Raw genomic sequence first — 22022 nt, forward strand, 5'->3', positions numbered from 1 at the left:
CCAGTACCGTAGGTGCTAGCCCATACCGGTTTGGCGGATCTGATGTTGACCCTACTGCGCATCCGCAACTTTGCGCTGATCGAACAGTTGGAACTGGAGTTTTCTGCTGGCTTAAATGTGTTGACGGGGGAAACTGGGGCGGGCAAGTCGATTATTCTCGACGCGCTGGATGCTGCTTTGGGGGGAGCTGTCTCGGGCAAGTTGGTGCGCACCGGCAGCCAGAAGGCCGCGATCGAGGCGGTATTCCAATTGACGCAGCCGGTGCGAGACTGGCTGGCCGAGCAAGAGATTGAAGAACTGGAAGAGGGTTTGGTGTGTACTCGCGAAATTAGCGATCGCACCAGTCGCTCTCGTCTGAATGGGGTGTTAGTCAACAAACAGCAACTGCAAAGCCTGCGGCGGCGGTTGGTGGAGATAACGGCTCAAGGGCAAACCGTCCAACTGCAAGATGCGGCCATTCAACGGCGCTGGTTGGATGGGTTTGGCGGCCCGCGTCTGCTGTCTTCCCGTCGGACAGTGGCTAAAGCCTACCGTCAGTGGACGGAGGCGCGAGATGCGCTGGTGTTGTTGCAAGCGCAGCAACAGCAGCGACTGCAACAGCTCGATATCTTTGAATTTCAACATCGCGAGCTAACGGAAGCAGAATTGGAGTCGCCGGATGAACTGGAGCAATTGCTACAGGAACGCGATCGCCTGTCCCACAGTGTGGAATTGAAGGAGCAGAGCTTTAATGCCTACGAACTGCTCTACCAAAACGACAATGGCAGCTCTGTGCTGGATCTCTTGGGTAAAGCCGAGCACGTTATCGAGCAAATGTGCCGGTACGATCCTCAGTTGCAGGCGTTGTTGGAGATGGTGAGTAGTGCCTCCATTCAGGTGTCGGAGGCCAGCCGGGAACTGAATGCTTATGCCGAAACGGTGGATGCCGATCCCGATCGTCTGGAAATGGTGGGGACACGCATCGCCCAGCTCAAACAAATTTGTCGCAAGTATGGTCCGACGCTGGCAGATGCGATCGCCCATGCCGAAGCCATTGCCGCCCAGCTAGAGGGATTGCAGGAGGGAGATAGTGAGGAGAAATTAGCAGAAATGGAAGCCCAGAGGCGACAGCAGTTGCAAGAGGCTTGCGATCGCCTGACGGGATTGCGTCAAAAGGCGGGGGAGAAGCTCTGCAAGCAACTGTTAGCGGAGTTAAAACCGCTAGCTATGTCTGCCGTGCAGTTTGCGGTGGAATTGGAGCCGATCGAGCCGACTGCTGAGGGCCGAGATCGCGTTATCTATGCCATCAGCCCCAATCCGGGGGAGCCGATGCAGCCCCTTGCGGCTACGGCTTCGGGGGGAGAAATGAGTCGGGTTTTGTTAGCGCTCAAAGCCGTCTTCAATCAAGTGGATCCCGTGTCTGTGCTGGTGTTTGACGAGATTGACGCGGGGGTATCGGGAACGGTGGCTCAGGCGATCGCTGCCAAACTGTACGATATCGGTCAGAGCCATCAGGTGTTATGCGTCACCCACCAGCCTTTAATTGCGGCGATGGCCGACTGCCACGTTCGAGTCAGTAAGTTCGTCCGTCAAAAACGCACCTATGTGCGAGCCCAAGTGCTGTCGGAGAGCGAGCGGCGGGACGAGCTGGCTCAATTGGCGGGGGGGAGATCGGCTCGAGAAGCTTTAGACTTTGCCGAATCGCTCCTAGCTCGAGCGGCTGAGCTACGAGAATCTGCTTAGGAGTCGGGTTGTCCCGGCTCGCTTACGACATGCCGATCGGGTTGGCCAATCCCCTGTCGAGATGCTTTGCCCGATCTGGATTCTATTGGGAACCAGCTCCTTCAATCTGCCTGCAACGCTGTTGATTGCAACTGACATAAATCCTGGATCGCGGGCTTCGCCAGCGCTAACATCTCGTCTAACTGAGCCTGAGAGAAGGGCTCCGACTCTGCCGTCCCCTGAATTTCAACGTACTCGCCCGTTTGGGTCATGATGACATTCAGATCGACCGCTGCTGCCGCATCTTCTACGTAACAGAGATCGGCGATCGCCCTGCCGTCCAGCCAACCCACCGAGACCGCTGCCACCTGCCGCATGAGGGGAGAGGTTTCTAACACCCCCTGCCGGAGCAGCGATTGGCAGGCATCCACTAACGCCACATAGCCCCCCGTAATCGCTGCCGTGCGCGTACCGCCATCTGCTTGTAACACATCCGCATCAATGGCGATCGTGCGGGGACCGAGGCGATCGAAATCAATGGCTGCCCGCAAGCTGCGGCCGATCGTCCGCTGAATTTCGGCAGTCCGCCCCGACAGCTTGTAGAGTTCTCGTTTCTTTCGCCCCTGCGTCGAGCTGGGCAAGAGCCGATATTCTGCCGTCAGCCAGCCTTTACCCGTGTCTTGCAAAAAGGGCGGCACCCCTTCCTCAACCGATGCGGTACACAAGATGTGGGTATCGCCAAACTTGACCAGTACCGAGCCCGCCGCAAACTTCGTAAACTGCCGTTGGAATGACACCGGACGAATCGCGCCGCAAGCGCGACCGTCAGACCTTAGGAACGACATCTCCCTTTACCTCGACAGCAAACGGATTTAGCTTACCAGACCGGTTGCCAGCCGCCATAGCCAGACGTTGGTTGACCTGTCAGACGCCAACGCTCAATCTAAAGTCCCGCTATCTAGGGGTAAACGCTCGGCCCGAGCGTGTAAGCGATCGAACCCCTCTGGCTTGATGGCGGATGCATTGCCTTGTAAAAGTCCCGAAACCCCAAGGCGATTGGTTTCCGACGATTGTGTCGATTGAGTGCGAATCTGCTCGATTAACTGTGGATTGTAGTCCTGCGGCTCTTCGTAGGTGACGATATAGCCCTCGTAGTTGCGCAGCACCACCCGACCGGGAGCTTGACTGATTAAATATTGAGGCATGACGGGGATTTTGCCGCCGCCGCCAGGGGCATCTACCACATAGGTGGGAATCGCATAACCACTGGTATGGCCCCGCAGCCCCTCAATAATTTCAATTCCTTTGGCCACAGTCGTGCGGAAATGTCCGGCTCCTTTGACTAAATCGCATTGGTAGAGATAGTAAGGGCGCACGCGGTTTCGCACCAGTTTGTGAACCAGTTCCCGCTGAATCTCGACGCTATCGTTGATACCTGCGAGTAAAACACTTTGGTTCCCGAGGGGGATGCCTGCATCCGCTAGCTTGGCCAGTGCTCGGCTCAGAGCTGGCGTAATTTCTTTAGGGTGGTTGACGTGAATGTTAATCCACAACGGATGGAACCGCTTCAGCATTTCGCACAGCTCGTCGGTCACAAGCTGTGGCAGAAAAACCGGTGCGCGGCTGCCAATGCGCACAATTTCGATGTGTTCGATATCCCGCAGTTGAGCTAGGACATATTCCAGCATAGTGGGCGATAGCGTTAGAGGATCGCCACCACTCAGTAAGACATCTCTAACTTGCGGGTTATTGCGTAGGTAATTTAACTGCTGTTCGATCGCTGGCTGCTTTGTACTCTTGTCAAATTGACCGACAATGCGGCTGCGAGTGCAGTAGCGACAATAGCTGGCACAGTGGGTTGTCAGTAGCATCAACACCCGATCGGGGTAGCGATGCACCAAACCGGGCACGGGGCTGTGTTCTTCTTCCGACAGGCTATCGGCCTGCATGCCCTCAAAGGCTTGCAACTCCGAGCCCAGCGGAATCACCTGGCGGCGAATGGGGCAGTTGGGATCGTTCGGATCGATCTGGCCCGCAAAGTAAGGGGTGATATGAACTCGGAAGCGTTCTTTTGCGCTCAGTCCTTGAATTTCTTCTGGAATTAAATTGATGACTTGGGAGAGTTCTTCAATGGAGTTCAGACGATGTTTGAGTTGCCAGCGCCAATCGTTCCAGTCGGAATCTGGGACATTTGCCCAAATGGATGGGCGACTGGAGGAGATAAGGCTTGATGTTTCGATCGGCATAGGTATCGATTTCTACGCAAGAATTCGTGAATGCTTTCTACCCTATACAAAATACCGAGGTTAAGATAAACCGAAATTCTACGGAATCTTTTCCATTGGTTTTTCGATCGGGCTCATCTATGAAGCTAAGTGTATGGATTGAAGCTAACTGTAGGATGAAGTTAAGTTATGGACAGCTATCTATACTTAACTTAAGGCTTGTCACTCTCGGAGATGAGTCACTTAACCTCTAGCAATGCGAGCTTACCTCACCTCACGCTCAAACAATTCACCGAACTGAGACATATCGATTTAGGTTAATTATGACTCTAGCAAGAGGCTCCCGATCGCGGGTTTAGAACTGCGATCGGAAAATTACTCGATGGGAGGGCACCGATCGCTTCAGCACCGATGGTGCGTTCTGTTATCGGTAGCGGGACATTGGGCGATCGCTTCTGTTCTAGAACTACCGAGACGGGATTGCGTGCGGCCTAAGATTCCATGCGTCTGGGAATGGCCTCCTCAAACGCTGTCTGCATGCGTGCGACAGACAGCGACACCCATTGCGTACCCGTTGTACTCGCAATCTGGAGGCGATCGCCCCCCACTATGCCGAGGCAAGTCCAATATTGAGGTAGGGTCGAGGCCAAATAAGCCTCCCACTGCGATCGCGCTGCGGGGGCCACCGAGATAACAATTCTTGCGCCCCCTTCGCCAAATAAAGCGGTATCTAACCGCGTTGCCCCTGTGTCGAGCTGGATGGAAGCTCCCAACTGGCTGCCAAAGCAAGATTCTGCCAGGGCGATCGCCAAGCCCCCGTCGCTGCAGTCGTGGGCTGACTGGACCCATCCTCGCCGAATTCCCTCTCGACAAGCGGCTTGAACGCGGACTTCTAAATCGAGATCGATGCGGGGGGGCAAACCTGCCACGGTTTGGTGAATCGTATCGAGGTAGCTAGAGCCCCCCAGCGTCAAGCTGTCTGAGTTGCCGAGTAGATAAATTGCATGACCTGCAGCCCGCCAAGCTTGGCCGCAGACTTGGCGCACGTCCGGCACTAATCCCACCATGCCCACAACTGGCGTGGGGTAAATCGAGCAAGGGTTATTGTCGCTATCGATCGTTTCGTTGTAGAGCGAGACATTTCCCCCTGTTACCGGAGTTTGCAATTCGCGGCAGGCATCGGACAGTCCGCGACAGGCTTCTGCCAATTGCCAGTAGCCGACGGGTTTCTCGGGACTGCCAAAGTTGAGATTGTCCGTTATGGCTAGTGGTTCGGCCCCTACACAACTGAGATTGCGAGCCGCTTCGGCGACAGCGGCTTTGGCCCCTTCGTAAGGATCGAGATACACGTAGCGGCCTTTGCCATCCACCGTTGCCGCCACCCCTTTATAAGGCAGGGGCACCTCCTCCACTTCTCCCACGCCAAAGGCTTGAGGCCGGATGCGAATGACGGCTGCGTCTGCACCTCCCGGCAGGCAAACGGTATTATTTTGGACTTGATGGTCGTATTGACGATAAACCCACTGTTTGGAGGCGATCGCCGGTTCGTCCAGTAATGCCAGCAGGAGGTCGTTCCAACTGCGATCGCCCAATCCGGCTGCGCTGGCTGCTGGCAAACTGTCGGGGCTCCACTGGCGAGCGGCGAGCGCGTATGCGGGCGTCTCGATGACCTCGCGCGGATAGACGGGGGTGTTATCGGCCAGGGCAGTGGCGGGAACTTCGGCGACAACATTCCCCTGGTGCAGAATTCTGACGACGGGGTCTGCGATGACGCGGCCTGCAAGAGTCGCTTGGAGTTCCCAACGATGGAAGATGTCAATCAGCTCTTGCGTACGCTCGGGCTGGGCCACAAATAACATGCGCTCCTGCGATTCGGAGAGCAGAAATTCGTCGGGGCGCATACCGGTTTCTCGCACCGGCACTTTATCCAGATCGAATTCAATCCCCACCCCCCCATTGGCGGCCATCTCGGAAGTGGAGCAGGTGATACCTGCAGCTCCCATATCCTGCGCCGCCACAACTGCTCCCGTCTGAAAAGCTTCCAGGCAGGCTTCGATCAGGGATTTTTCCAGAAAGGGGTCTCCCACCTGCACCGCCGGACGATCGCGTTCGGATTCGTCGGTCAATTCGGCACTGGCAAAACTGGCTCCCCCCATGCCGTCTCGACCGGTGGTGGAGCCGACATAGAGCACGGGATTGCCAATTCCCGAGGCTCCCGATTTGACGATGCTGTCGGTTTCCATCAGCCCCAAGGCCATCGCGTTGACCAACGGGTTGCCCGAGTAGATGGGTTCGAAATCCACTTCTCCTCCCACGGTCGGTACGCCAACGCAGTTGCCGTAATGGGAAATGCCGCTGACCGCACCGGCAAATAAGCGACGGTTGCGGGGGTCGTCGAGGGGGCCGAATCTGAGGGAGTTCAAGACCGCGATCGGGCGGGCTCCCATCGTAAAAATGTCCCGCAGGATACCCCCCACACCAGTGGCAGCCCCCTGAAAGGGCTCGATCGCAGAGGGGTGGTTGTGGGATTCAATTTTGAAGGCGAGGCGATCGCCATCCCCCAAGTCCACCACCCCTGCATTTTCGCCGGGACCGACTAAGACGCGATCGCCGCTTGTGGGAAATTGACTGAGGAGGGGGCGAGAGTTTTTATAGCAGCAGTGCTCCGACCACATAACACCGAACATGGCCAGTTCGTTACGGTTGGGTTCCCGCCCCAGCCGCTCCACGATGGCGTCGTATTCGGCGGCAGAAATTCCGGCAGCTTTTAACGCTTGCGGGGTAAATGCGGGGCTGGATGCGGTCACGGCAGCCTTCTGATGAATTGAGCGTTTCTATTGTATGGGCAGAGGGGAAGCTGGCAGTCTCTCAGAGGCTCTCCGCACCGTGCAGCGCCTCCATCACTTGCAGGTACGTTTTCTCCAGCGAACCACTGTTATCGATCGCCACTTGACTGCGCATCACTTTCTCGACGAGGGGCCACTGGCTGGCAATGCGAGCCTCGGCTTCTTCCCGCGAGAGGGGGTTGCGCGCTTGCAAGCGCTGCAACTGCTGGGCGGGGGTACAGAACACCGTCCAAATTTCAGTGACGAGAGCGGTCATTCCGGCTTCAAATAACAGAGGGACGACCGCGACTGCCGTGCTGCCGTCGGGCTGTGCCTCAAGAAACTGTTGCAGGCGATCGCTCGCATAGGGGTGAATTTGCGCTTCTAGCCAGCGGCGCTCCTCTGGCTGGGCAAAGACAATCTGCCCCAAGTGGCGACGGTTTAACTGCCCCGATTCAGCCAGGATCTCGGGACCGTAGCGAGCGGCAATGCGCTCCCATATCTGCGACCCCGGCTGCACGGCCTCCCGTGCCAGGACATCGGCATCAATGACCGGAATACTGCAGTCGGCTAGCCACTGGGCCACAGTAGATTTCCCCGTGGCGATGCCTCCCGTCAAGCCAATAATTCTGCGCACTCAATTGTTCTCAGAATCCTTCAGGATCTTAAACGATGCTAGATCGAGACTGTTGAATCGCCTTGCCTTCCGCCCAGCACTACCATCAGACTAGTGCTCGGCGAAATCAGCCCGAGAGGCTGGCAGCACTTTCAGACTGAAGAAACTTCAGCCTCTGGCTCACCCGCAGCGGGTTAAGGTTGAGTAAAGTGACCGGTGCATTCAATGTCGTTATTTGACTGGTTTGCAGACAGACGCAAGGACACTCCCATCAGCAAGGAGCGTCAAGAACGCGGGATTGCTGACGATCTGTGGCGTAAATGTCCTAGCTGCGATGCACTGACCTACACCAAAGACCTGACGACTAATTTTCAGGTTTGCCCTAGCTGCGGTCACCACAATCGGATTCCGTCCCCCCAACGGCTGGCTCAGTTGATCGAACTAGATACCTGGAAGCCCCTGAACGATCGCCTCAGTTCTGCCGACCCACTCGAGTTTAGCGCTCGCCAACCCTACACCGATCGGGTTCGGGCCAGTCAAGAGAAGACTCAACTGCAAGACGCCGTCATAACTGGCATCGGCCACCTGCGCGAGTCCTCTGACCGCAATAGCATCCCGATCGTCCTCGGTATTATGGATTTTCGCTTTATGGGGGGCAGCATGGGCTCGGTGGTGGGAGAAAAAGTCACCCGCGCGATCGAGCGCGCCACTGCCGAACACCTGCCGCTGGTGTTGGTTTCCGCCTCTGGGGGAGCCCGCATGCACGAAGGGATTCTCAGCTTGATGCAAATGGCGAAGACGTCAGCAGCACTCGATCGCCATCGCGCTGCCGGTCAGCTTTTTATCTCCGTCCTGACTCACCCCACTTTTGGCGGTGTCACCGCTAGCTTTGCCATGCTGGGGGACATCATCCTGGCCGAGCCTAAAGCTTTGATTGGCTTTGCTGGCGGTCGCGTGATCGAGCAAACCATCCGCCAAAAATTACCCGAGGATTTTCAAACGGCTGAATACTTGTTAGAACACGGCCTCATCGATGCGATCGTGCCCCGCACGAAGCTGTGCCGCCGTCTCAACCAACTGATTTCCCTGCACCAGCCCAGACCCACTGCCTCGAACGGTACGCGCCCGTCCGGCCCCCACGATCGCTCCTCGTCTATACCCTTTACTGCCCCCCCATCGCCACTGAACTGAGCGCGATTTGGCCTTGCCGAATTCGATTGAGCTGCCAGAAAAATGCACTCGGCATGACGCCGAGCGCACTGGCTGGTTGCATGAATCGTGCAGGTGGACCCATTACCTTTGTCCTTGTGCCTGCCAGGAGATCGACCTATTTTTTCTTGGGATCGACCGCATCTTTAAAGGATTTACCGGCAGAGAAAGCAGGCACGGTCGTAGCCGGGATTGTCATTTTCTCGTTGGTTTTTGGATTGCGACCTTCCCGTTCTTTGCGCTTGCGCGGCTCGAAAGACCCAAACCCCACCAATGTGACCTTCTCTTCACTGGCTACCGTTTGAACAATCACATCTAAGGTGGCAGAAATGACGGCATCGGCCTCCTTCTTAGTCACGTTTGCCCGCTCTGCAACCGCGTCAATGAGCTCGCCCTTATTCATATGGATCTCCCGATTAATGTGTGAGTAGCTGCGCTTTTTTGACTGTAAATTCAATGACTCATTCTACAGCCCCTCAAGGGATACAGGGCACTTGCAGACCTTTTTTTTTCAGTATTCCAAGGTGTTTTGGGTGAATTTTGCGCAAAAATGTTCAGTTCGCTATATTTTGAGCCAAGCTTTCCCCCTGCTGCTGGCGAAAATAAGCCTCTAAAACCTGCCGCACCATCGGACCGGCCTTACTGCTGCCCCCACCCCCATCGTTTTCTAAAAAGCCCACCACGACAATTTCGGCAGACTCGTAGGGACCGTAAGCGGTAAACCACGCATGGGACTTGCGGGGCGGGTCTTCTGCCGTTCCCGATTTACCGGCGATCGCGGGGAGATCTGGAGAGAGGGCCACCCCCCGCCCCGTTCCGCCTGTAATGACCTCCCGCAACCCCTCTCGGACGACTCGCAATGTTTCGGGGGACAATCCGACCCATTTCCGCTGGGGTTGGACTTCGGGATTGAGCAGCAAGTGCGGCTGCACTCGCCAGCCACCATTCGCTGCCACAGCGGTCATGACCGCCACTTGCAGGGGGGTAGCGCTGACAAATCCCTGGCCAATTGACATATTGACGGTATCTCCCGTATACCATCTTTCGCCAATGTTCTCTTGCTTCCACTGGGTATCGGGAATAATACCGGGGGACTCGCCCGCTAGCGGGATGCCGGTTAATTGCCCAAATCCGTACCGACGAGCCCACTCTTGCAGCGGTTCGGCCCCCATGCGCACGGCAGTTTGGTAGAAAAATGTATCGCTGCTGTAGGCGATCGCCCGCTGAAAATCCAACACTCCAAATCCAGCTCGATTCCAGTCCCAAAATCGCCATCCTCCCACCTGAATGTAGGGGGCTGTCGCCAGCGTCGTGTCGGGGGGAAAGACACCCGACTCGATCGCTGCAGAGGTGGTGACCACCTTAAAGGTGCTGGCGGGGGGATAGGGTCTCAGATTTCGGTTGAGGAACGGAAACTGCTGGCTTTGCAACTCCTGCCACTGGTCGGGGGTGATATGGGAGGAAAAAATATTGGGATCGAAGCTGGGATAGCTAGCCATAGCCAGTACGGCTCCACTGTGGGAATCGATCGCCACCACAGCCCCTTTCCGCTCTGCTAAGGCTTCTTCGGCCACCTGCTGCAATTGCTTATCCAGACTCAATTGCAACGTTTGTCCGGCACGAGCAGGCTGCTCGCCTAAAATTTGCAGCACTTCCCCAGCGGCATCGACTTCCACCTGCTGACCGCCCCACTGACCCCGCAAGAGTTGCTCGTAGGTGCGCTCTGCCCCCATCTGACCGATGACATCGCCCAAGCGATAATCTGCTGCCGGGTCGGCAGCAGCCAATTCCTCAGCCGTGATTTCGCCAGCGTAGCCCAACAGGTGTGCTGCCAAGTCGCCACTGGGATAGAAGCGCACGGCCTCTGGCTGCACGATGATTCCCGGCAGATCTTCAATGTTCTCCTGCAGTCGCGTAACCATTTCCGGGTTGGCATTGCGCAAAATACGGACCGGAAACGGCGCGTTATAGCCCGCTCGCTCTAAACGTTCGAGAATCTCGCCAGCAGGAATGTCGATATACCCCGACAGTCTTTCTGCCACTAATGCCCAGTCCTGTTCGGGTTGGGCCAAGGGCCAAATAAATACGCCGTGGGCGAGCTGCGTACCTGCTAGCAGTTCGCCATTGCGATCGAGAATGCGCCCCCGTTCGGGAGGAATGGGGATGAGGCGAATGTGGTTGTTGTCCGCTAGCTTCCGGTTATGGGCGTTTTGGGCAATTTGCAAGTGGGCCAATCGAGTTCCAATCCCGCCAAACAACAAACCCGTGCAAATGGAGAGTAGCAGTAGGGCTTGATAATTTTTGCCCGTAACCTTGGTTTCGGGGGCATTGCGAACAGAGGGGGAGAGGTGCGAGGACGAGAGAGGCATGAGCGGAGTAGGGGCAGAGGAGGGGTAGGACTAAGAGGCCAGCGAGCAGGCATCGGGCTCCACCGTACTGTATTGGTGTAGGTCGAACCAGAAGGTACTGCCCTTGCCGGGGGTGCTATCGACGCGAATTTGGGTGTGATGCTTTTCGAGGATATTGCGCACAATTGAGAGGCCCAGACCGGTGCCCTCTAGGGTGTGGACGCGATTTTCGGCCCGGAAGAAGCGATTGAAGATCTTGTCGCGATCTTCAGAATCGACGCCAATGCCGGTGTCGGCGATCTCGATCCGAACCACTTCACGATCGCTTTCTTCCACCTGCAGTCGACGGGCGCGAATCGCAACTTCTCCCCCCGAAGGAGTGAATTTTAAGGCATTCCCCACTAAGTTGGCGAACACCTGCAGCAACAGGTCGTAATTGCCCCAGACCTCCGGCAGTGACTCATCTAACTCTTGGCGCAGTTGGATGCCTTTGTCGCGGGCGTTGAGTTGGTAAGTGCGCAAGGTCTGGTCGATGGGGGCAAAAATATCGATCGCCTCGAACTGGTATTGGCGGCCGGAGGCCAAACGGGAGAGGTCGAGTACGTCGTTGACTAGACGGGTGAGGCGATCGGTCTCTCGGTTGGCGGTATCGAGAAAATCTTGTCGCTCTTCGGGGGAGATGCGATCGCCAAACTCTTGCAGGGTCTCGATAAATGACTTGATGTTAAACAGCGGGGTGCGCAACTCGTGACTGACATTGCTAATAAATTGGCTTTGCGCTTCGTTGAGGGCCACCTCTCGAGTAATGTCCTGGATCGTGATTGCGATGCTCTTGAGGTTTTCCCGCCCGCGATCGAGGACTGTCGAGAGCAAGACCCGAACCACTCGCTGATTGGGTTCTGTTAGCGCAATCCGAAACTCTTCCCCCTCTAATTCCCCCCGAGCCATTGCCAGCAGCGACGGAGCAATTTCCAACTGAAAAGCTTCGGGCAAATAATCCAGCACCGGCTGGCCCGAAATATCCTTGCCCTGCCAATTCAACAGGCGCAGGGCCGCCGGGTTGACCAGCAAAATCGCCAGTTTTGGGTCTAGCAGGACGGCTCCATCCACAATGGTGGATACCAACGTTTCCAGCTTGGCTTTCTCGGCGGTTAGCTCCTCAATATTTTGTTCTTCGTACCGTTGCAGCTTCTCTGCCATCCGATTGAAACTGCCAATCAGTTGTCCCAGTTCTCCCCCAAACGGCAAATTAATCCGCTGTTGAAAATTTCCCGCCGAAATCCCTTGCACCCCCGACACCAGTTCCTTAAGGGGTTGAGTAATGGTTAAGGCGTTAAACACTGCCCCTAAAATTGCCAAGACCCACACCGCCACAAACACCCCTGTGGTGACGTTACTGGTCAGACTCGACGATCGCACCACAATGGAATTGGGATTGATTCCCAACCCCAACGTGCCCAGAAACTTGCTGTTGTTGTAGATACCGACAAAAATATCTGTGACGCGGCCATCAGGGGTGTCGTGGGTGCGCACGAGCGGAACGCCCTCTGTGGGACGTCGACCTTCGGGTAGCTGCAGGCGGCGGCTAATCGTTAGTGAGGTGCTCAGATCGGCATTGGAAAAAGGGATGCCGTAATAAATATCGCCATTGGGATCGGCATAGAGCAAGTAGCGAATGCTAGAGGTGCTCTGAAAGTACTGGCGCGAGAGGCGAGCCACTTTGGCCTGCTGCCCTTCTGCCACCAAGGGGGCCACATCGGCAGCCAATAACAGGGCTAAATCTTTGCCGAAGCGAATGTCGTTGATCTGGGCATCTTGCTGAATTGTATCGACGGCCCAAAACGTGAAGCCGCTGACCACCAACGACACCGCTAGGGTGGCAGCAAACAGGAGGCGAGTTTCTAACCGCAACTCCTGCAGGTAGTCTTTCCACCATTGCCAAAACGATCGCAAGAACCCATTGCTTTCGGGGGGGGAAGATTCGGTAGGAGTGGATGACTCGGAAGTCTGCATTGTTGAGGGGCGCAATCTACCTACATCATGTCATGCTAGCGAAATTCCCTCAGTCGCGATCGCCGAGTTAGACCTGCATCGTCAAGCCTCCAGTACGATTGGGGATGGGAATTAGTTGGGGGATTCCATAGCTCATATATTTTTGCCAAAGGCAAAGCCTATAGCCCCAGTTGCAATACTTGTCATGACTGAAGCTGCCCACATGCGCTCTTCGGCAGTCCCTTGACCCCGCCACAAGAACTTGCCAGCAAACACGCCAAGACCGATCGTAAATCCCACAGCGAGCACTATGGCTGCAAGCGTCATCCAAAAGTCCTTTCGCCGTCGATGTACTGCATCCTCAGGAGATTCTGAAGTCTCAACCTTCAGAATCCCTTCAGCGATGAGGTCGTTAATGTGGCGCTCTGTCACAGGCCAACCAATTCAGTCGCGAGCGGCTGGTCTTTCTCGGCCACGCCAAACTTCTTGCCCTGTGCTTTTGCCTCTAAGGCGAACTGAAGCAGAGCGATCCCCTTTCTAAAGACCTCACTCTTCGAGCCGTGGAGTTGTTCGGCCATCTCGGTGATGGAATCGTACAGCTCGGGAGTCACATCAACTGTGAGTCGGACGGTTTTCTTCCTACTTGCCATGGCAGCCTCTCAGCGCTTAATTCAGTTAGCAGCCATTACAGTGAAAGTTACTGCAGCAATACTGCAAAGCTACTGCAATTGCATCTTAGCGCATTCCCATTCTTGCAATAGTCCTAAAGACTTCTCAGATTCGTCAGAGTGTTGAGATCTCTTAGCAAGCGTTCGGTTCAGCCGATCGCTGAATTTCAGAAGCCTGTCACGAGCTCGTTTTCTTGCGAGTGGAGGTTTTAGATTTAGTGGCAGAACTAGCCTTGGCTTTCGTCTTACTGGTTGTTTTGCTCTTACTAGATGCCTTACTAGATGCCTTGGCCTTCTTGCCCTTCGTCCCCCCTTTCTGGTTAGCGCGGGCGGCGAGCAATTCCATCGCCTGCTCCAGCGTCACCTCCTCGATGCCGACATCTTTGGGGAGCGAGGCATTGACCTTACCGTGCTTGACATAGGGGCCGTAACGACCGTCAAAGACACCCACAACTTCTCCATCTTCAGGGTGAGCTCCCAGCTCCCGCAGAGGCTTGGCCGTGCTGCCGCCGCGACCGCGCTTGGGAATGGCCAAGAGTTCTAGAGCGCGGGGCAACTCCACCGAGAGCACATCGTCATCTTTTTTCAGAGAGCGAAACTCTCCATCGCAAACCACATAAGGACCGAATCGCCCCAATCCCGCTTTAACGGTCTTGCCAGTCTCGGGGTGCTCTCCCAGGGTGCGGGGCAAACGCAACAGGGCGATCGCCTTTGCCTCTGTGACATCCTCCGCCGACAGGCCCTTGGGCAGCGACACCCGTTTCGGCTTTTTATTCTCCTCCGAAACCTGTCCCAATTGCACGTAAGGGCCGTATGGTCCCACCAGCAGATAGATCGGGTCATCCGTGTCTGGGAAGGTGCCCAACTGCTCCGGGCCTTCTAGCTTAGTTTTGATGGCCCGCTCCAGATCGGCGGCATCGAGATCGGCAGGAGGAACGTCATTGGGAATGGAAGCCCGCACCTCTCCCGCTTGGCCTTCCACCTGAATGTAAGGGCCGTACTGGCCGATGCGGATGGCAGTTTCCAACCCATCTAGCTGGATCGATCGCGCCTTGCTCGGTTCGATGTCTGTCTCCCGCACCTTGACCCTAGTTTCGAGCCCCTCCTCACCCAGATAAAACTCGGAAAGATAGGGCAGCCATTCTGCGGTACCCGAGGCGATGTTGTCCAGGGTAGATTCCATTTCGGCGGTGAAGTGGGTGTCCACCAATGTCGGGAAGTGCTCCTGCAGCAGATTGGTCACGGCAAAGGCCGTATAGGTCGGAGTTAGAGCATTTTTCACCATCTGGGCATAACCGCGATCTTGGATGGTGCTGATGATGGTGGCATAGGTACTGGGCCGACCCACACCCTCTTTCTCCAGTGCTTTGACCAGCGAGGCTTCGGTGTAGCGGGCAGGGGGTTGGGTCTCGTGACCGACGGGATTCACGGCAGTGCAGTTGGGGCGATCGCCCACTGCTAGTTGGGGCAGAATGGCTTCGCGATCTTCGAGGGCAGCATCGGGATTGTCGGAGCCCTCGACGTAGGCGCGGAAGAAGCCGGGGAAGTCAATCCGCTTGCCGGTGGCGCGAAACTCTGCATCTTCCACCTCTAGGGTGACGGTGGTGTGGGTTTGGCGGGCATTGGCCATTTGGGTAGCCACCGTCCGCTTCCAAATCAGGTCGTAGAGGGCGAGCTCTGGTCCCTTGAGGGGCGTATCGGCAGGGGTGCGGAACTGCGAGCCTGCCGGACGAATGGCTTCGTGGGCCTCTTGAGCGCCCTTGCTCTTGGTGGAAAACTGGCGCGGCGCGGGACTGAGGAAGTCAGAGCCATATTTTGCTTCAACGCAGTCTCGGGCAGCAGAGATGGCCTGTTGAGACAGATGCACGGAGTCTGTCCGCATGTAGGTGATGTAGCCCTCTTCATACAGCTTTTGGGCTGTCCTCATGGTATTTCGGGCCGATTGCCTCAACTTGCGATTTGCCTCCTGCTGCAGCGTGGAGGTGGTGAAGGGGGGAGCGGGTTTGCGGGTACTGGCCCGCTCTTCAACAGTGGCAACCAGCCACTCTTTATCGGCAATCCGGGCTTGTAAGGCTTCTGCCTGCACTTTATCCAGCAACAGGACATCGCGGCCTGCAGCAATGCGGCCGGTGGATTCATCAAAATCTTTGCCCGTGGCGAGTTTTTTGCCTGCCAGCGCCACCAATGTCGCACCAAAGGCAGTGTTGTCGTGCTCCAGATCGGCCTTGAGATCCCAATAGCTGCCCTGTTTGAAGGCCCGACGTTCCCGCTCCCGTTCCACCAACAGGGTGACGGCCACCGATTGCACCCGTCCGGCTGAGAGACGGGGGGCGATTTTCTTCCACAGCAGGGGAGACAGGGTATAGCCCACGAGGCGATCGAGGATGCGTCGGGTTTCTTGGGCGCGGACGAGATGCTCGTCGATATCGCGGCAGTCTGCCAGTGCGGCTTGAATGGCCTCGCGCGTAATTTCGTGAAAGACCATGCGCTTGATGGGGACTTTCGGCTTGAGCACTTGCTGCAGGTGCCAGCTAATACTTTCGCCTTCGCGATCTTCGTCAGTGGCAAGAATTAATTCTTCAGCAGATTTGAGGGCTGCACGCAGCTCTTTGACCCGTTTCTGCTTGTCTTTGGGAATGACGTAAAGCGGTTCGAAGTTGGCTCGAACATTGACCCCAATGCGGGACCACTCTTCTTTCTTAACTGCGGCAGGAATCTCTGACGCAGATTGGGGCAAATCGCGAATGTGACCCATCGAGGCTTCCACCTGATACCCAGCGGGCAGGAAGTTGCGGATGGTGCGTGCTTTCGTTGGCGATTCGACAATGACAAGAGCAGTCATAAGCGTTGAGTGAGGTGCTGCTAGGGATCTCAATAAACCACAGAATGACCAGTCGCACATTCCCTGTCGAGCAATGGGGACTGTGGTTGGCAGTATCGGGGCGCTCCTTTCGACTGAATGAAGCAAGCCGATCGCCCTTAGGGAAAGCCTACTGCCGAACTGACCCCCCGTCTTTTACTCTGCCCGATAGCATTCTTACTTTTCAAGGGTAGAGGCTAGCTGGAGATTTAACTCGTCTATCGCGCAAATATACTCAATCCGGCAGTTCGATCGCACGATCGCATAGCCTGCCTCCCCGCGAGTGCTCCTCAATTTTCCAGATTTCAGCCTTTCGCTACCGTGCAAAAATGGGAATGCGTTCAGCCGCGATTCCCTCGCAATTCGATACATGATTTCAGCAACGCTGCCCCTTCCCTTTGCCAGTCGAGTGCAGTTTACCGACGATATGACCATTTGCCGCTTGCTCAACGGCATGTGGCAGGTGTCTGGAGCCCACGGCACGATCGATCCGCAAGCTGCCCTAGCGGCGATGTTCCGCTATGTGGATGCAGGCTATACCACCTGGGATTTAGCCGACCATTACGGGCCTGCCGAAGATTTCATTGGGGCATTTCGGCGGGAATTGGCCTCGCAGCGGGGGCAAACCGCGCTCAAAAGCATGCAAGCGTTTACGAAGTGGGTGCCTCGTCCCGGTCGCATGACGCGGCAGGTGGTGGAACGCAATCTCAATCTCGCGCGGCGACGTATGGGGGTCGAGACCCTCGATCTATTGCAGTTCCACTGGTGGGACTACAGCGATCCTCGCTATTTAGATGCCCTGCAGCACATGGTCGATTTGCAGGGGGAAGGAGCGATTCGGCACTTGGGGGTAACCAACTTCGATACCGAGCATCTGGGCAAGATTGCTGACAGTGAAGTGGAACTGGTATCCAACCAGGTGCAATTCTCGCTGGTCGATCGCCGCCCTCTCCAGTTCATGGTGCCGTTTTGTCTGGAACGGGGCATTAAGCTGCTCGCCTACGGCACCCTCTGCGGGGGATTGCTCTCCCAGGTCTATCTCGATGCACCGGAACCTCAGCTCGATCGCCTCGCAACCGTTTCGCTGCGTAAATACAAGCAGATGGTGGATGTGTGGGGCGGTTGGGAGCTGTTTCAGGATTTGTTGCACGTGCTCGATCGAATTGCCCGCAAGCACCAAGTCAGTCTTGCCAATGTGGCCGTTCGCTACGTACTCGACCAACCTGCCGTGGCAGGGGCAATTGTGGGGGCGCGGCTGGGAATTGCCGAGCATATTGAAGACAATGCCAGGGTGTTTGGCTTCCAATTGGATCCAGCTGATTTAGAGGCGATCGCACAAGTTTCGTCTCGGTCCCGCGATTTAATCGAGGCGATCGGCGATTGTGGTGACGAATATCGCCGTCGGTAGTAACCTTATACTCTTGTCGGCAGAAAACGTTCTAAGCCGGAAACAAGTCTTACTCGCGATGCGTCCTATCTAGAGAAGTAATTCTCTGATAAGTTTTCAGCAGTCGCGATCTCGCCGATTGCTAGCCCACGCTCATTTGTTGACCATACTCATGCAAGCACTCTTACAAGAAATTCAGACTAGCTTACTCGACATTTTCGGACAAGCAGTAACACTCCTGCCTGCAGCCCTTTTGGCAGTCGGCATTTTATTTCTGACTCGCTACGCGACTCGCTTTGTCAGCCAGTTGGTTGAAGCCCTGGCCAGACAAACCGTTTCCAGTCGATCGCTGCAATCGCTGTTCGTGCAGACTAGTCGGGTGGCGGTGTGGCTTGGAGGGGCGATCGTCGCTGGCGTGATTGCCTTTCCCGACTTACGGTTGGGAGACATTATTGGCTTGCTGGGCTTGGGCTCGGTCGCCATCGGTTTTGCCTTCCAAGATATTTTCAAAAACTTCCTTGCTGGCGTTTTATTACTGCTGGAAGAACCCTTTCAGTTGGGCGATCAGGTGGTCGTTAATGGGTTTGAAGGCACTGTAGAATCCATCCAGATCCGCTCCACAAAGCTTCACACCTACCAAGGGGAATTGGTCGATATTCCGAATGCTCTGATTTTTACCAATCCCATTCACGTTTTAACTGCCCACAGCCATCGCCGCACTGATTTGGATATTGGCGTGGATTACACCACTCCTTTGCCCAAAGCCAAAGAAGTTTTTTTGCAAGTGCTCGGACGCGTGGATGGTATTGTCAATATTCCTGCTCCAGAAGTGGATGTTGTGGGGTTTGGCGGTAGTTCAATTGACTTTAAGGTACGCTACTGGACGCTACCTCAAAAAATCCACGTCCGCCGTATCCAGTCAGAAGTAGTCGTGCAGCTCAAACGCGCCTGCGACGATGCGGACATTACCATCCCCTATCCCATTCGCACGTTGCACCTATTCGACCAGCGCGACTTTAACGAGAGCGTTCCCATCGAGAACTCTTCGGTGAAGGCGTAATCTACGGGGTTTATCGCAGTTCGCCATCAATCTATAACGGGCAGCAATTAAGCTCCTGCGGACCAGCGATCGAGCAGATATTGAACTAGGCCCGAGAGCGCGATCGCGACAGTTTGGGTGCAGTGGGATTTTCCAGGTACACCTGCCCCGTCGGACACAAGTCGAATAGGACGCACTCCTGACAGCGGGGCTTGCGGGCGTTGCACACTGCCCGTCCGTGGTCGATGAGCCGGATAGACCAATTTTCCCAATCCGGCTGCGGAATCAATCGCATTAAGTCTTTTTCAATCCGCACCGGATTGCTATGCTGCGTCAATGCGAGCCGGTTGCTCAAGCGTTTGACGTGGGTATCGACTGTGACGCCAGCATTGATACCGAAGGCATGGGCGAGCACCACATTCGCTGTCTTGCGCGCTACCCCCGGCAATGTGAGTAACTCGGCCATAGTCCTCGGCACGCTGCCGTCAAACTCTTTGACAATCTTTTGGCAGGCCCCTTGGATGTGTTTGGCTTTATTGCGGTAGAAGCCTGTGGAGCGAATCGCGCTTTCGATATCTTCGCGATCGGCCATCGCCAATGCAGGTGCATCGGGAAATTGCCGAAACAGCTCCGGCGTCACTAGATTTACCCGCTTATCGGTGCATTGAGCGGACAGGATGACCGCCACTAAGAGCTGCAACGGCGTTTCGTAATTGAGGGCGCAGGTGGAATCGGGATATTCCTGCTTGAGGCGGTACAAAATTTCCAAGGCCCGCAGCTTGGTTTTCGATGGCTTTGGCACTTACCCCGCCCCTGTGACCAAACTTGCCGTATCTTTGAGAATCAACACCACCCCCAAGCCGAGTAGCAGCAGCAATCCTGTTTGCATCACCCGATCTTCGATCGCCTTGGGCAAGCGCCTGCCGCGCACGGCTTCAATGGCCAAAAACATTAAGTGACCGCCATCGAGCGCGGGCAGCGGCAAAATATTGATAATGGCCAAGTTGATGCTGATCAAAGCCGCAAAATTGAACAAACTGGCTGAATCGTCCCGCGCCAAATCTGCCCCAATTTTGACAATACCCACCGGACCGGCAATTTGGCCTGCCGTATTTTGGAAATTCCCTAAAAGCTGGGCAAACCCCCGCAGATTCAGCGTCACAATTCGTTGATAGGCTGCTCCCGATGCGGCCAACATGGGGCCAATGCCATCGGGTCGCTGAAAGACAATCTCTTGGTTGGGGGCTAAGGTCACACCAATGACGGGATTGCTTCCTCCAGCCGGAATTTCGGGGGTCACCACTAGGGTTTCGACTTCGGTCTGCCCGAACCGCTGCACTTCGACCTGCACCGGTTGGCCGTTACTTTCCCTGACGATTGCCTGAAACTCGCCGATCGCCTCTTCTGCCGCTTCCTCATCTTCAATGCGCCGCAAGTCGAGATCGTTCACTTGCAAAATCACATCTCCGGGCTGCACCCCGGCCACTTGTGCCGGTCCCTCAGCCGCCACGTCCGGTAAGATAATTCCCGGATTGAACTGAGCTGGAGTGGGAACCCCGAGGGTCACCACCATCACCAACAGCACAATATAAGCAAACACGAGGTTGGAGAGTACTCCAGCAGACATGACCACCGCGCGATCGAGCACGGGACGATTGCGCAACAAATCGGGATCGTCGGGCGGAAACGGGCAATCGGGATCGTCATCGGGAAAGCCCACAAACCCCCCTAGGGGTAAAGCTCGCAGCGCGTATTCGGTCTGTTTGCCTTCGTAGCTCCAGACAATGGGGCCAAACCCGATCGAAAAGCGGTTGGCGTGAATGCCTTGCAGCCGAGCAGCGGCAAAATGTCCGGCTTCGTGAACGAGGATAAGGAGTGCCAGGATGCCGATGGATGCAAATACAAACATGTAAAAAAATGGATAGAGGAAAGTGAGTGGGGGGATGGGCGCGGACTCTAGCTTAGCGCGATCGACTCGGGATACCCGAATACTGCTCCGATGGCCTCTGGGGACACCACTGGGTAAATGAATGCGGCTCCCTCGTGGAAGCCGCAGCTAGTGAAATATCGCGTCGATCGCCTCAGGCTGTTCTAATGAGCGGTTTCGCACTCCATAAGCGATCGCGAGGCAGGGGAAACGATAAAAACCCCGCACCGCTAGGTGTGAATTGCAAAGATGACGGAGACCGTCAAACAAATCGGCTCAGCACGGTCGTGAGGCTGTCTCACTTGCTTCCCTGGCATCGTTCTCCTTCGGGAGCAATTCGCGGGCCAAACAGCAAAAAATCCCACTATGAACCTACAGTTTTAGAGCACTCGGCTCCCAGAGTTTTAAAGCACTCAGCTTGGCAAAGCACCCTGCAGTGCTAGAGCGATCTGTCTCTTTAATTATTATGGACTCTTAATAAATCCCCACAACAATGCAGCAACTCTTAACGCTGGCAATCAGCTCATTTGTCTGAGCTGGTGCTGCTGGCGGTTGAACGCTTGCTGTTCTAGGGTCAAGACATCAAGCTGAATTGGAGGACGCATATCCCACTGCAGTTCTGCCAGTAGTAGCAAACAGCCTGCCATCACGCCTCCAGTGAACAAAAACTGCCATCCGGGCACTAATGGCAACAAAAAAATACCGCAGATATGCAATGCTCCCGCGATCGAAAAGACGCGGGAATGGATTCCCCAGCCCGTTACGACATAGCCCAGAGCGCTCAATCCCAGCCATAGGGAACATAGGTGAGTCAATCCGGGTACCCAGGCAGTCGAGATGCTGTAGTTGGTTGCGAGCAAACCAATTAGCATAACGGCAGCCCACCAATACACCAGCCAACGCAGTCGCTCGACTCGCACCCAAAACCAGGCCAGATTGCTGGTGGTGGCGATCGCGATCGCCGTCAGCGCCGACCAAACCCAAGCCTGCAGGGTCCAACTCAGTGGCAGGTATTGAGCCGTCGCAAAAATGGCAGCAATGACCAGTCCCCACACCACAAATACTTGGTCGATGCGCGTATACATCGCGCGAAAGACTGTAATATCGCCGATTTTCCAGTGGATATCGAGCAGGCCGGTTAAATCTTGAATATCGAGGGCAGTTTGTTTGCGGCGCAGCAGAGGAGCAGAAAACTGGAAAAACGTCATAAAAGAGGGGGGAAGAA

18 protein-coding genes are annotated in these 22022 nt (G+C 55.7%); 5 read left to right on the forward strand and 13 right to left on the reverse strand.

Annotated elements, in window-relative coordinates:
- Positions 1 to 42: 42 nt before the first annotated feature.
- On the forward strand, positions 43 to 1722 hold the full coding sequence (recN, locus tag SYN7336_RS06965) for a DNA repair protein RecN (RefSeq protein ID WP_026100776.1): 1680 nt from the start codon (positions 43 to 45) through the stop codon (positions 1720 to 1722).
- A gap of 101 nt (positions 1723 to 1823) precedes the next feature.
- Here the strand turns inward: recN and rph are convergent, their stop codons facing one another.
- The 4 genes from rph to coaE form a co-directional block, all read right to left on the reverse strand.
- Positions 1824 to 2546, reverse strand: coding sequence for a ribonuclease PH (gene rph / locus SYN7336_RS06970; RefSeq protein WP_026100777.1), 723 nt, complete (start codon positions 2544 to 2546; stop codon positions 1824 to 1826).
- Between the two features lie 93 nt (positions 2547 to 2639).
- Positions 2640 to 3947, reverse strand: coding sequence for a lysine 2,3-aminomutase (gene ablA, locus SYN7336_RS06975; protein ID WP_017325212.1), 1308 nt, complete (start codon positions 3945 to 3947; stop codon positions 2640 to 2642).
- Between the two features lie 470 nt (positions 3948 to 4417).
- Positions 4418 to 6733, reverse strand: a complete 2316-nt coding sequence (gene purL / locus SYN7336_RS06980) for a phosphoribosylformylglycinamidine synthase subunit PurL (protein WP_017325213.1) — start codon at positions 6731 to 6733, stop codon at positions 4418 to 4420.
- Between the two features lie 61 nt (positions 6734 to 6794).
- Positions 6795 to 7388, reverse strand: a complete 594-nt coding sequence (gene coaE, locus SYN7336_RS06985) for a dephospho-CoA kinase (RefSeq protein WP_017325214.1) — start codon at positions 7386 to 7388, stop codon at positions 6795 to 6797.
- A gap of 204 nt (positions 7389 to 7592) precedes the next feature.
- On the opposite strand from coaE, the gene accD reads away from it, so the two are divergent.
- Entirely contained in the window at positions 7593 to 8558 is a 966-nt protein-coding gene (gene accD / locus SYN7336_RS06990; RefSeq protein ID WP_017325215.1) for an acetyl-CoA carboxylase, carboxyltransferase subunit beta, read from the forward strand.
- 136 nt (positions 8559 to 8694) lie between these two features.
- Here accD and SYN7336_RS06995 read toward each other — a convergent pair whose 3' ends face one another.
- The 3 genes from SYN7336_RS06995 to SYN7336_RS07005 all read right to left on the reverse strand — a co-directional run bounded on the left by SYN7336_RS06995 (position 8695) and on the right by SYN7336_RS07005 (position 12937).
- Positions 8695 to 9033, reverse strand: a complete 339-nt coding sequence (locus tag SYN7336_RS06995; RefSeq protein ID WP_227498615.1) for an HU family DNA-binding protein — start codon at positions 9031 to 9033, stop codon at positions 8695 to 8697.
- 97 nt (positions 9034 to 9130) lie between these two features.
- Complete coding sequence (mrdA, locus tag SYN7336_RS07000; RefSeq protein WP_017325217.1) at positions 9131 to 10945, reverse strand: penicillin-binding protein 2; 1815 nt, start codon at positions 10943 to 10945, stop codon at positions 9131 to 9133.
- 30 nt (positions 10946 to 10975) lie between these two features.
- On the reverse strand, positions 10976 to 12937 hold the full coding sequence (locus SYN7336_RS07005) for an ATP-binding protein (protein WP_017325218.1): 1962 nt from the start codon (positions 12935 to 12937) through the stop codon (positions 10976 to 10978).
- Between SYN7336_RS07005 and SYN7336_RS30640 the strand changes: the two genes are divergently transcribed.
- Positions 12915 to 13052 carry a hypothetical protein gene (locus SYN7336_RS30640; protein ID WP_156820062.1) on the forward strand — a complete coding sequence of 46 codons (138 nt, stop codon included), beginning with the start codon at positions 12915 to 12917 and terminating at the stop codon, positions 13050 to 13052. The genes SYN7336_RS07005 and SYN7336_RS30640 overlap by 23 nt on opposite strands.
- A gap of 17 nt (positions 13053 to 13069) precedes the next feature.
- Here the strand turns inward: SYN7336_RS30640 and SYN7336_RS07010 are convergent, their stop codons facing one another.
- The 3 genes from SYN7336_RS07010 to topA form a co-directional block, all read right to left on the reverse strand.
- A complete protein-coding gene (locus SYN7336_RS07010) occupies positions 13070 to 13348 on the reverse strand; it encodes a hypothetical protein (RefSeq protein WP_017325219.1) in 279 nt (92 codons plus the stop codon).
- On the reverse strand, positions 13345 to 13566 hold the full coding sequence (locus SYN7336_RS07015; protein ID WP_017325220.1) for a ribbon-helix-helix protein, CopG family: 222 nt from the start codon (positions 13564 to 13566) through the stop codon (positions 13345 to 13347). Before SYN7336_RS07015 ends, SYN7336_RS07010 begins: the two co-directional genes overlap by 4 nt.
- Positions 13567 to 13762: 196 nt before the next feature.
- Positions 13763 to 16426 carry a type I DNA topoisomerase gene (gene topA, locus SYN7336_RS07020; protein ID WP_017325221.1) on the reverse strand — a complete coding sequence of 888 codons (2664 nt, stop codon included), beginning with the start codon at positions 16424 to 16426 and terminating at the stop codon, positions 13763 to 13765.
- A gap of 388 nt (positions 16427 to 16814) precedes the next feature.
- Between topA and SYN7336_RS07025 the strand changes: the two genes are divergently transcribed.
- Both SYN7336_RS07025 and SYN7336_RS07030 read left to right on the forward strand, forming a co-directional pair.
- The gene (locus tag SYN7336_RS07025) at positions 16815 to 17852 is read left to right on the forward strand and encodes an aldo/keto reductase (protein WP_227498616.1); all 1038 of its coding nucleotides are present in this window, start codon (positions 16815 to 16817) and stop codon (positions 17850 to 17852) included.
- Positions 17853 to 18003: 151 nt separating this feature from the next.
- Positions 18004 to 18891: a mechanosensitive ion channel family protein gene (locus SYN7336_RS07030; protein WP_017325223.1), complete on the forward strand. Its 888-nt coding sequence runs from the start codon at positions 18004 to 18006 to the stop codon at positions 18889 to 18891.
- 85 nt (positions 18892 to 18976) lie between these two features.
- Here the strand turns inward: SYN7336_RS07030 and nth are convergent, their stop codons facing one another.
- The 3 genes from nth to SYN7336_RS07045 form a co-directional block, all read right to left on the reverse strand.
- Positions 18977 to 19672, reverse strand: coding sequence for an endonuclease III (gene nth / locus SYN7336_RS07035; protein WP_017325224.1), 696 nt, complete (start codon positions 19670 to 19672; stop codon positions 18977 to 18979).
- Positions 19673 to 20779 carry an RIP metalloprotease RseP gene (gene rseP / locus SYN7336_RS07040; protein WP_017325225.1) on the reverse strand — a complete coding sequence of 369 codons (1107 nt, stop codon included), beginning with the start codon at positions 20777 to 20779 and terminating at the stop codon, positions 19673 to 19675.
- Positions 20780 to 21315: 536 nt separating this feature from the next.
- Entirely contained in the window at positions 21316 to 22005 is a 690-nt protein-coding gene (locus tag SYN7336_RS07045; RefSeq protein WP_017325226.1) for a hypothetical protein, read from the reverse strand.
- Between the last annotated feature and the right edge of the window lie 17 nt (positions 22006 to 22022).

The sequence above is a fragment of the Synechococcus sp. PCC 7336 genome (assembly GCF_000332275.1).
In the GTDB taxonomy this organism is placed as follows: domain Bacteria; phylum Cyanobacteriota; class Cyanobacteriia; order Thermostichales; family PCC-7336; genus PCC-7336.

Bases quoted from the DNA above. Each gene is read 5' to 3' on its own strand.
- recN (WP_026100776.1), top strand. From the start codon at position 43: ATGTTGACCCTACTGCGCATCCGCAACTTTGCGCTGATCGAACAGTTG.
- rph (WP_026100777.1), bottom strand. From the start codon at position 2,546: ATGTCGTTCCTAAGGTCTGACGGTCGCGCTTGCGGCGCGATTCGTCCG.
- ablA (WP_017325212.1), bottom strand. From the start codon at position 3,947: ATGCCGATCGAAACATCAAGCCTTATCTCCTCCAGTCGCCCATCCATT.
- accD (WP_017325215.1), top strand. From the start codon at position 7,593: ATGTCGTTATTTGACTGGTTTGCAGACAGACGCAAGGACACTCCCATC.
- mrdA (WP_017325217.1), bottom strand. From the start codon at position 10,945: ATGCCTCTCTCGTCCTCGCACCTCTCCCCCTCTGTTCGCAATGCCCCC.
- SYN7336_RS07005 (WP_017325218.1), bottom strand. From the start codon at position 12,937: ATGCAGACTTCCGAGTCATCCACTCCTACCGAATCTTCCCCCCCCGAA.
- SYN7336_RS07015 (WP_017325220.1), bottom strand. From the start codon at position 13,566: ATGGCAAGTAGGAAGAAAACCGTCCGACTCACAGTTGATGTGACTCCC.
- topA (WP_017325221.1), bottom strand. From the start codon at position 16,426: ATGACTGCTCTTGTCATTGTCGAATCGCCAACGAAAGCACGCACCATC.
- SYN7336_RS07025 (WP_227498616.1), top strand. From the start codon at position 16,815: ATGATTTCAGCAACGCTGCCCCTTCCCTTTGCCAGTCGAGTGCAGTTT.
- SYN7336_RS07030 (WP_017325223.1), top strand. From the start codon at position 18,004: ATGCAAGCACTCTTACAAGAAATTCAGACTAGCTTACTCGACATTTTC.
- rseP (WP_017325225.1), bottom strand. From the start codon at position 20,779: ATGTTTGTATTTGCATCCATCGGCATCCTGGCACTCCTTATCCTCGTT.
- SYN7336_RS07045 (WP_017325226.1), bottom strand. From the start codon at position 22,005: ATGACGTTTTTCCAGTTTTCTGCTCCTCTGCTGCGCCGCAAACAAACT.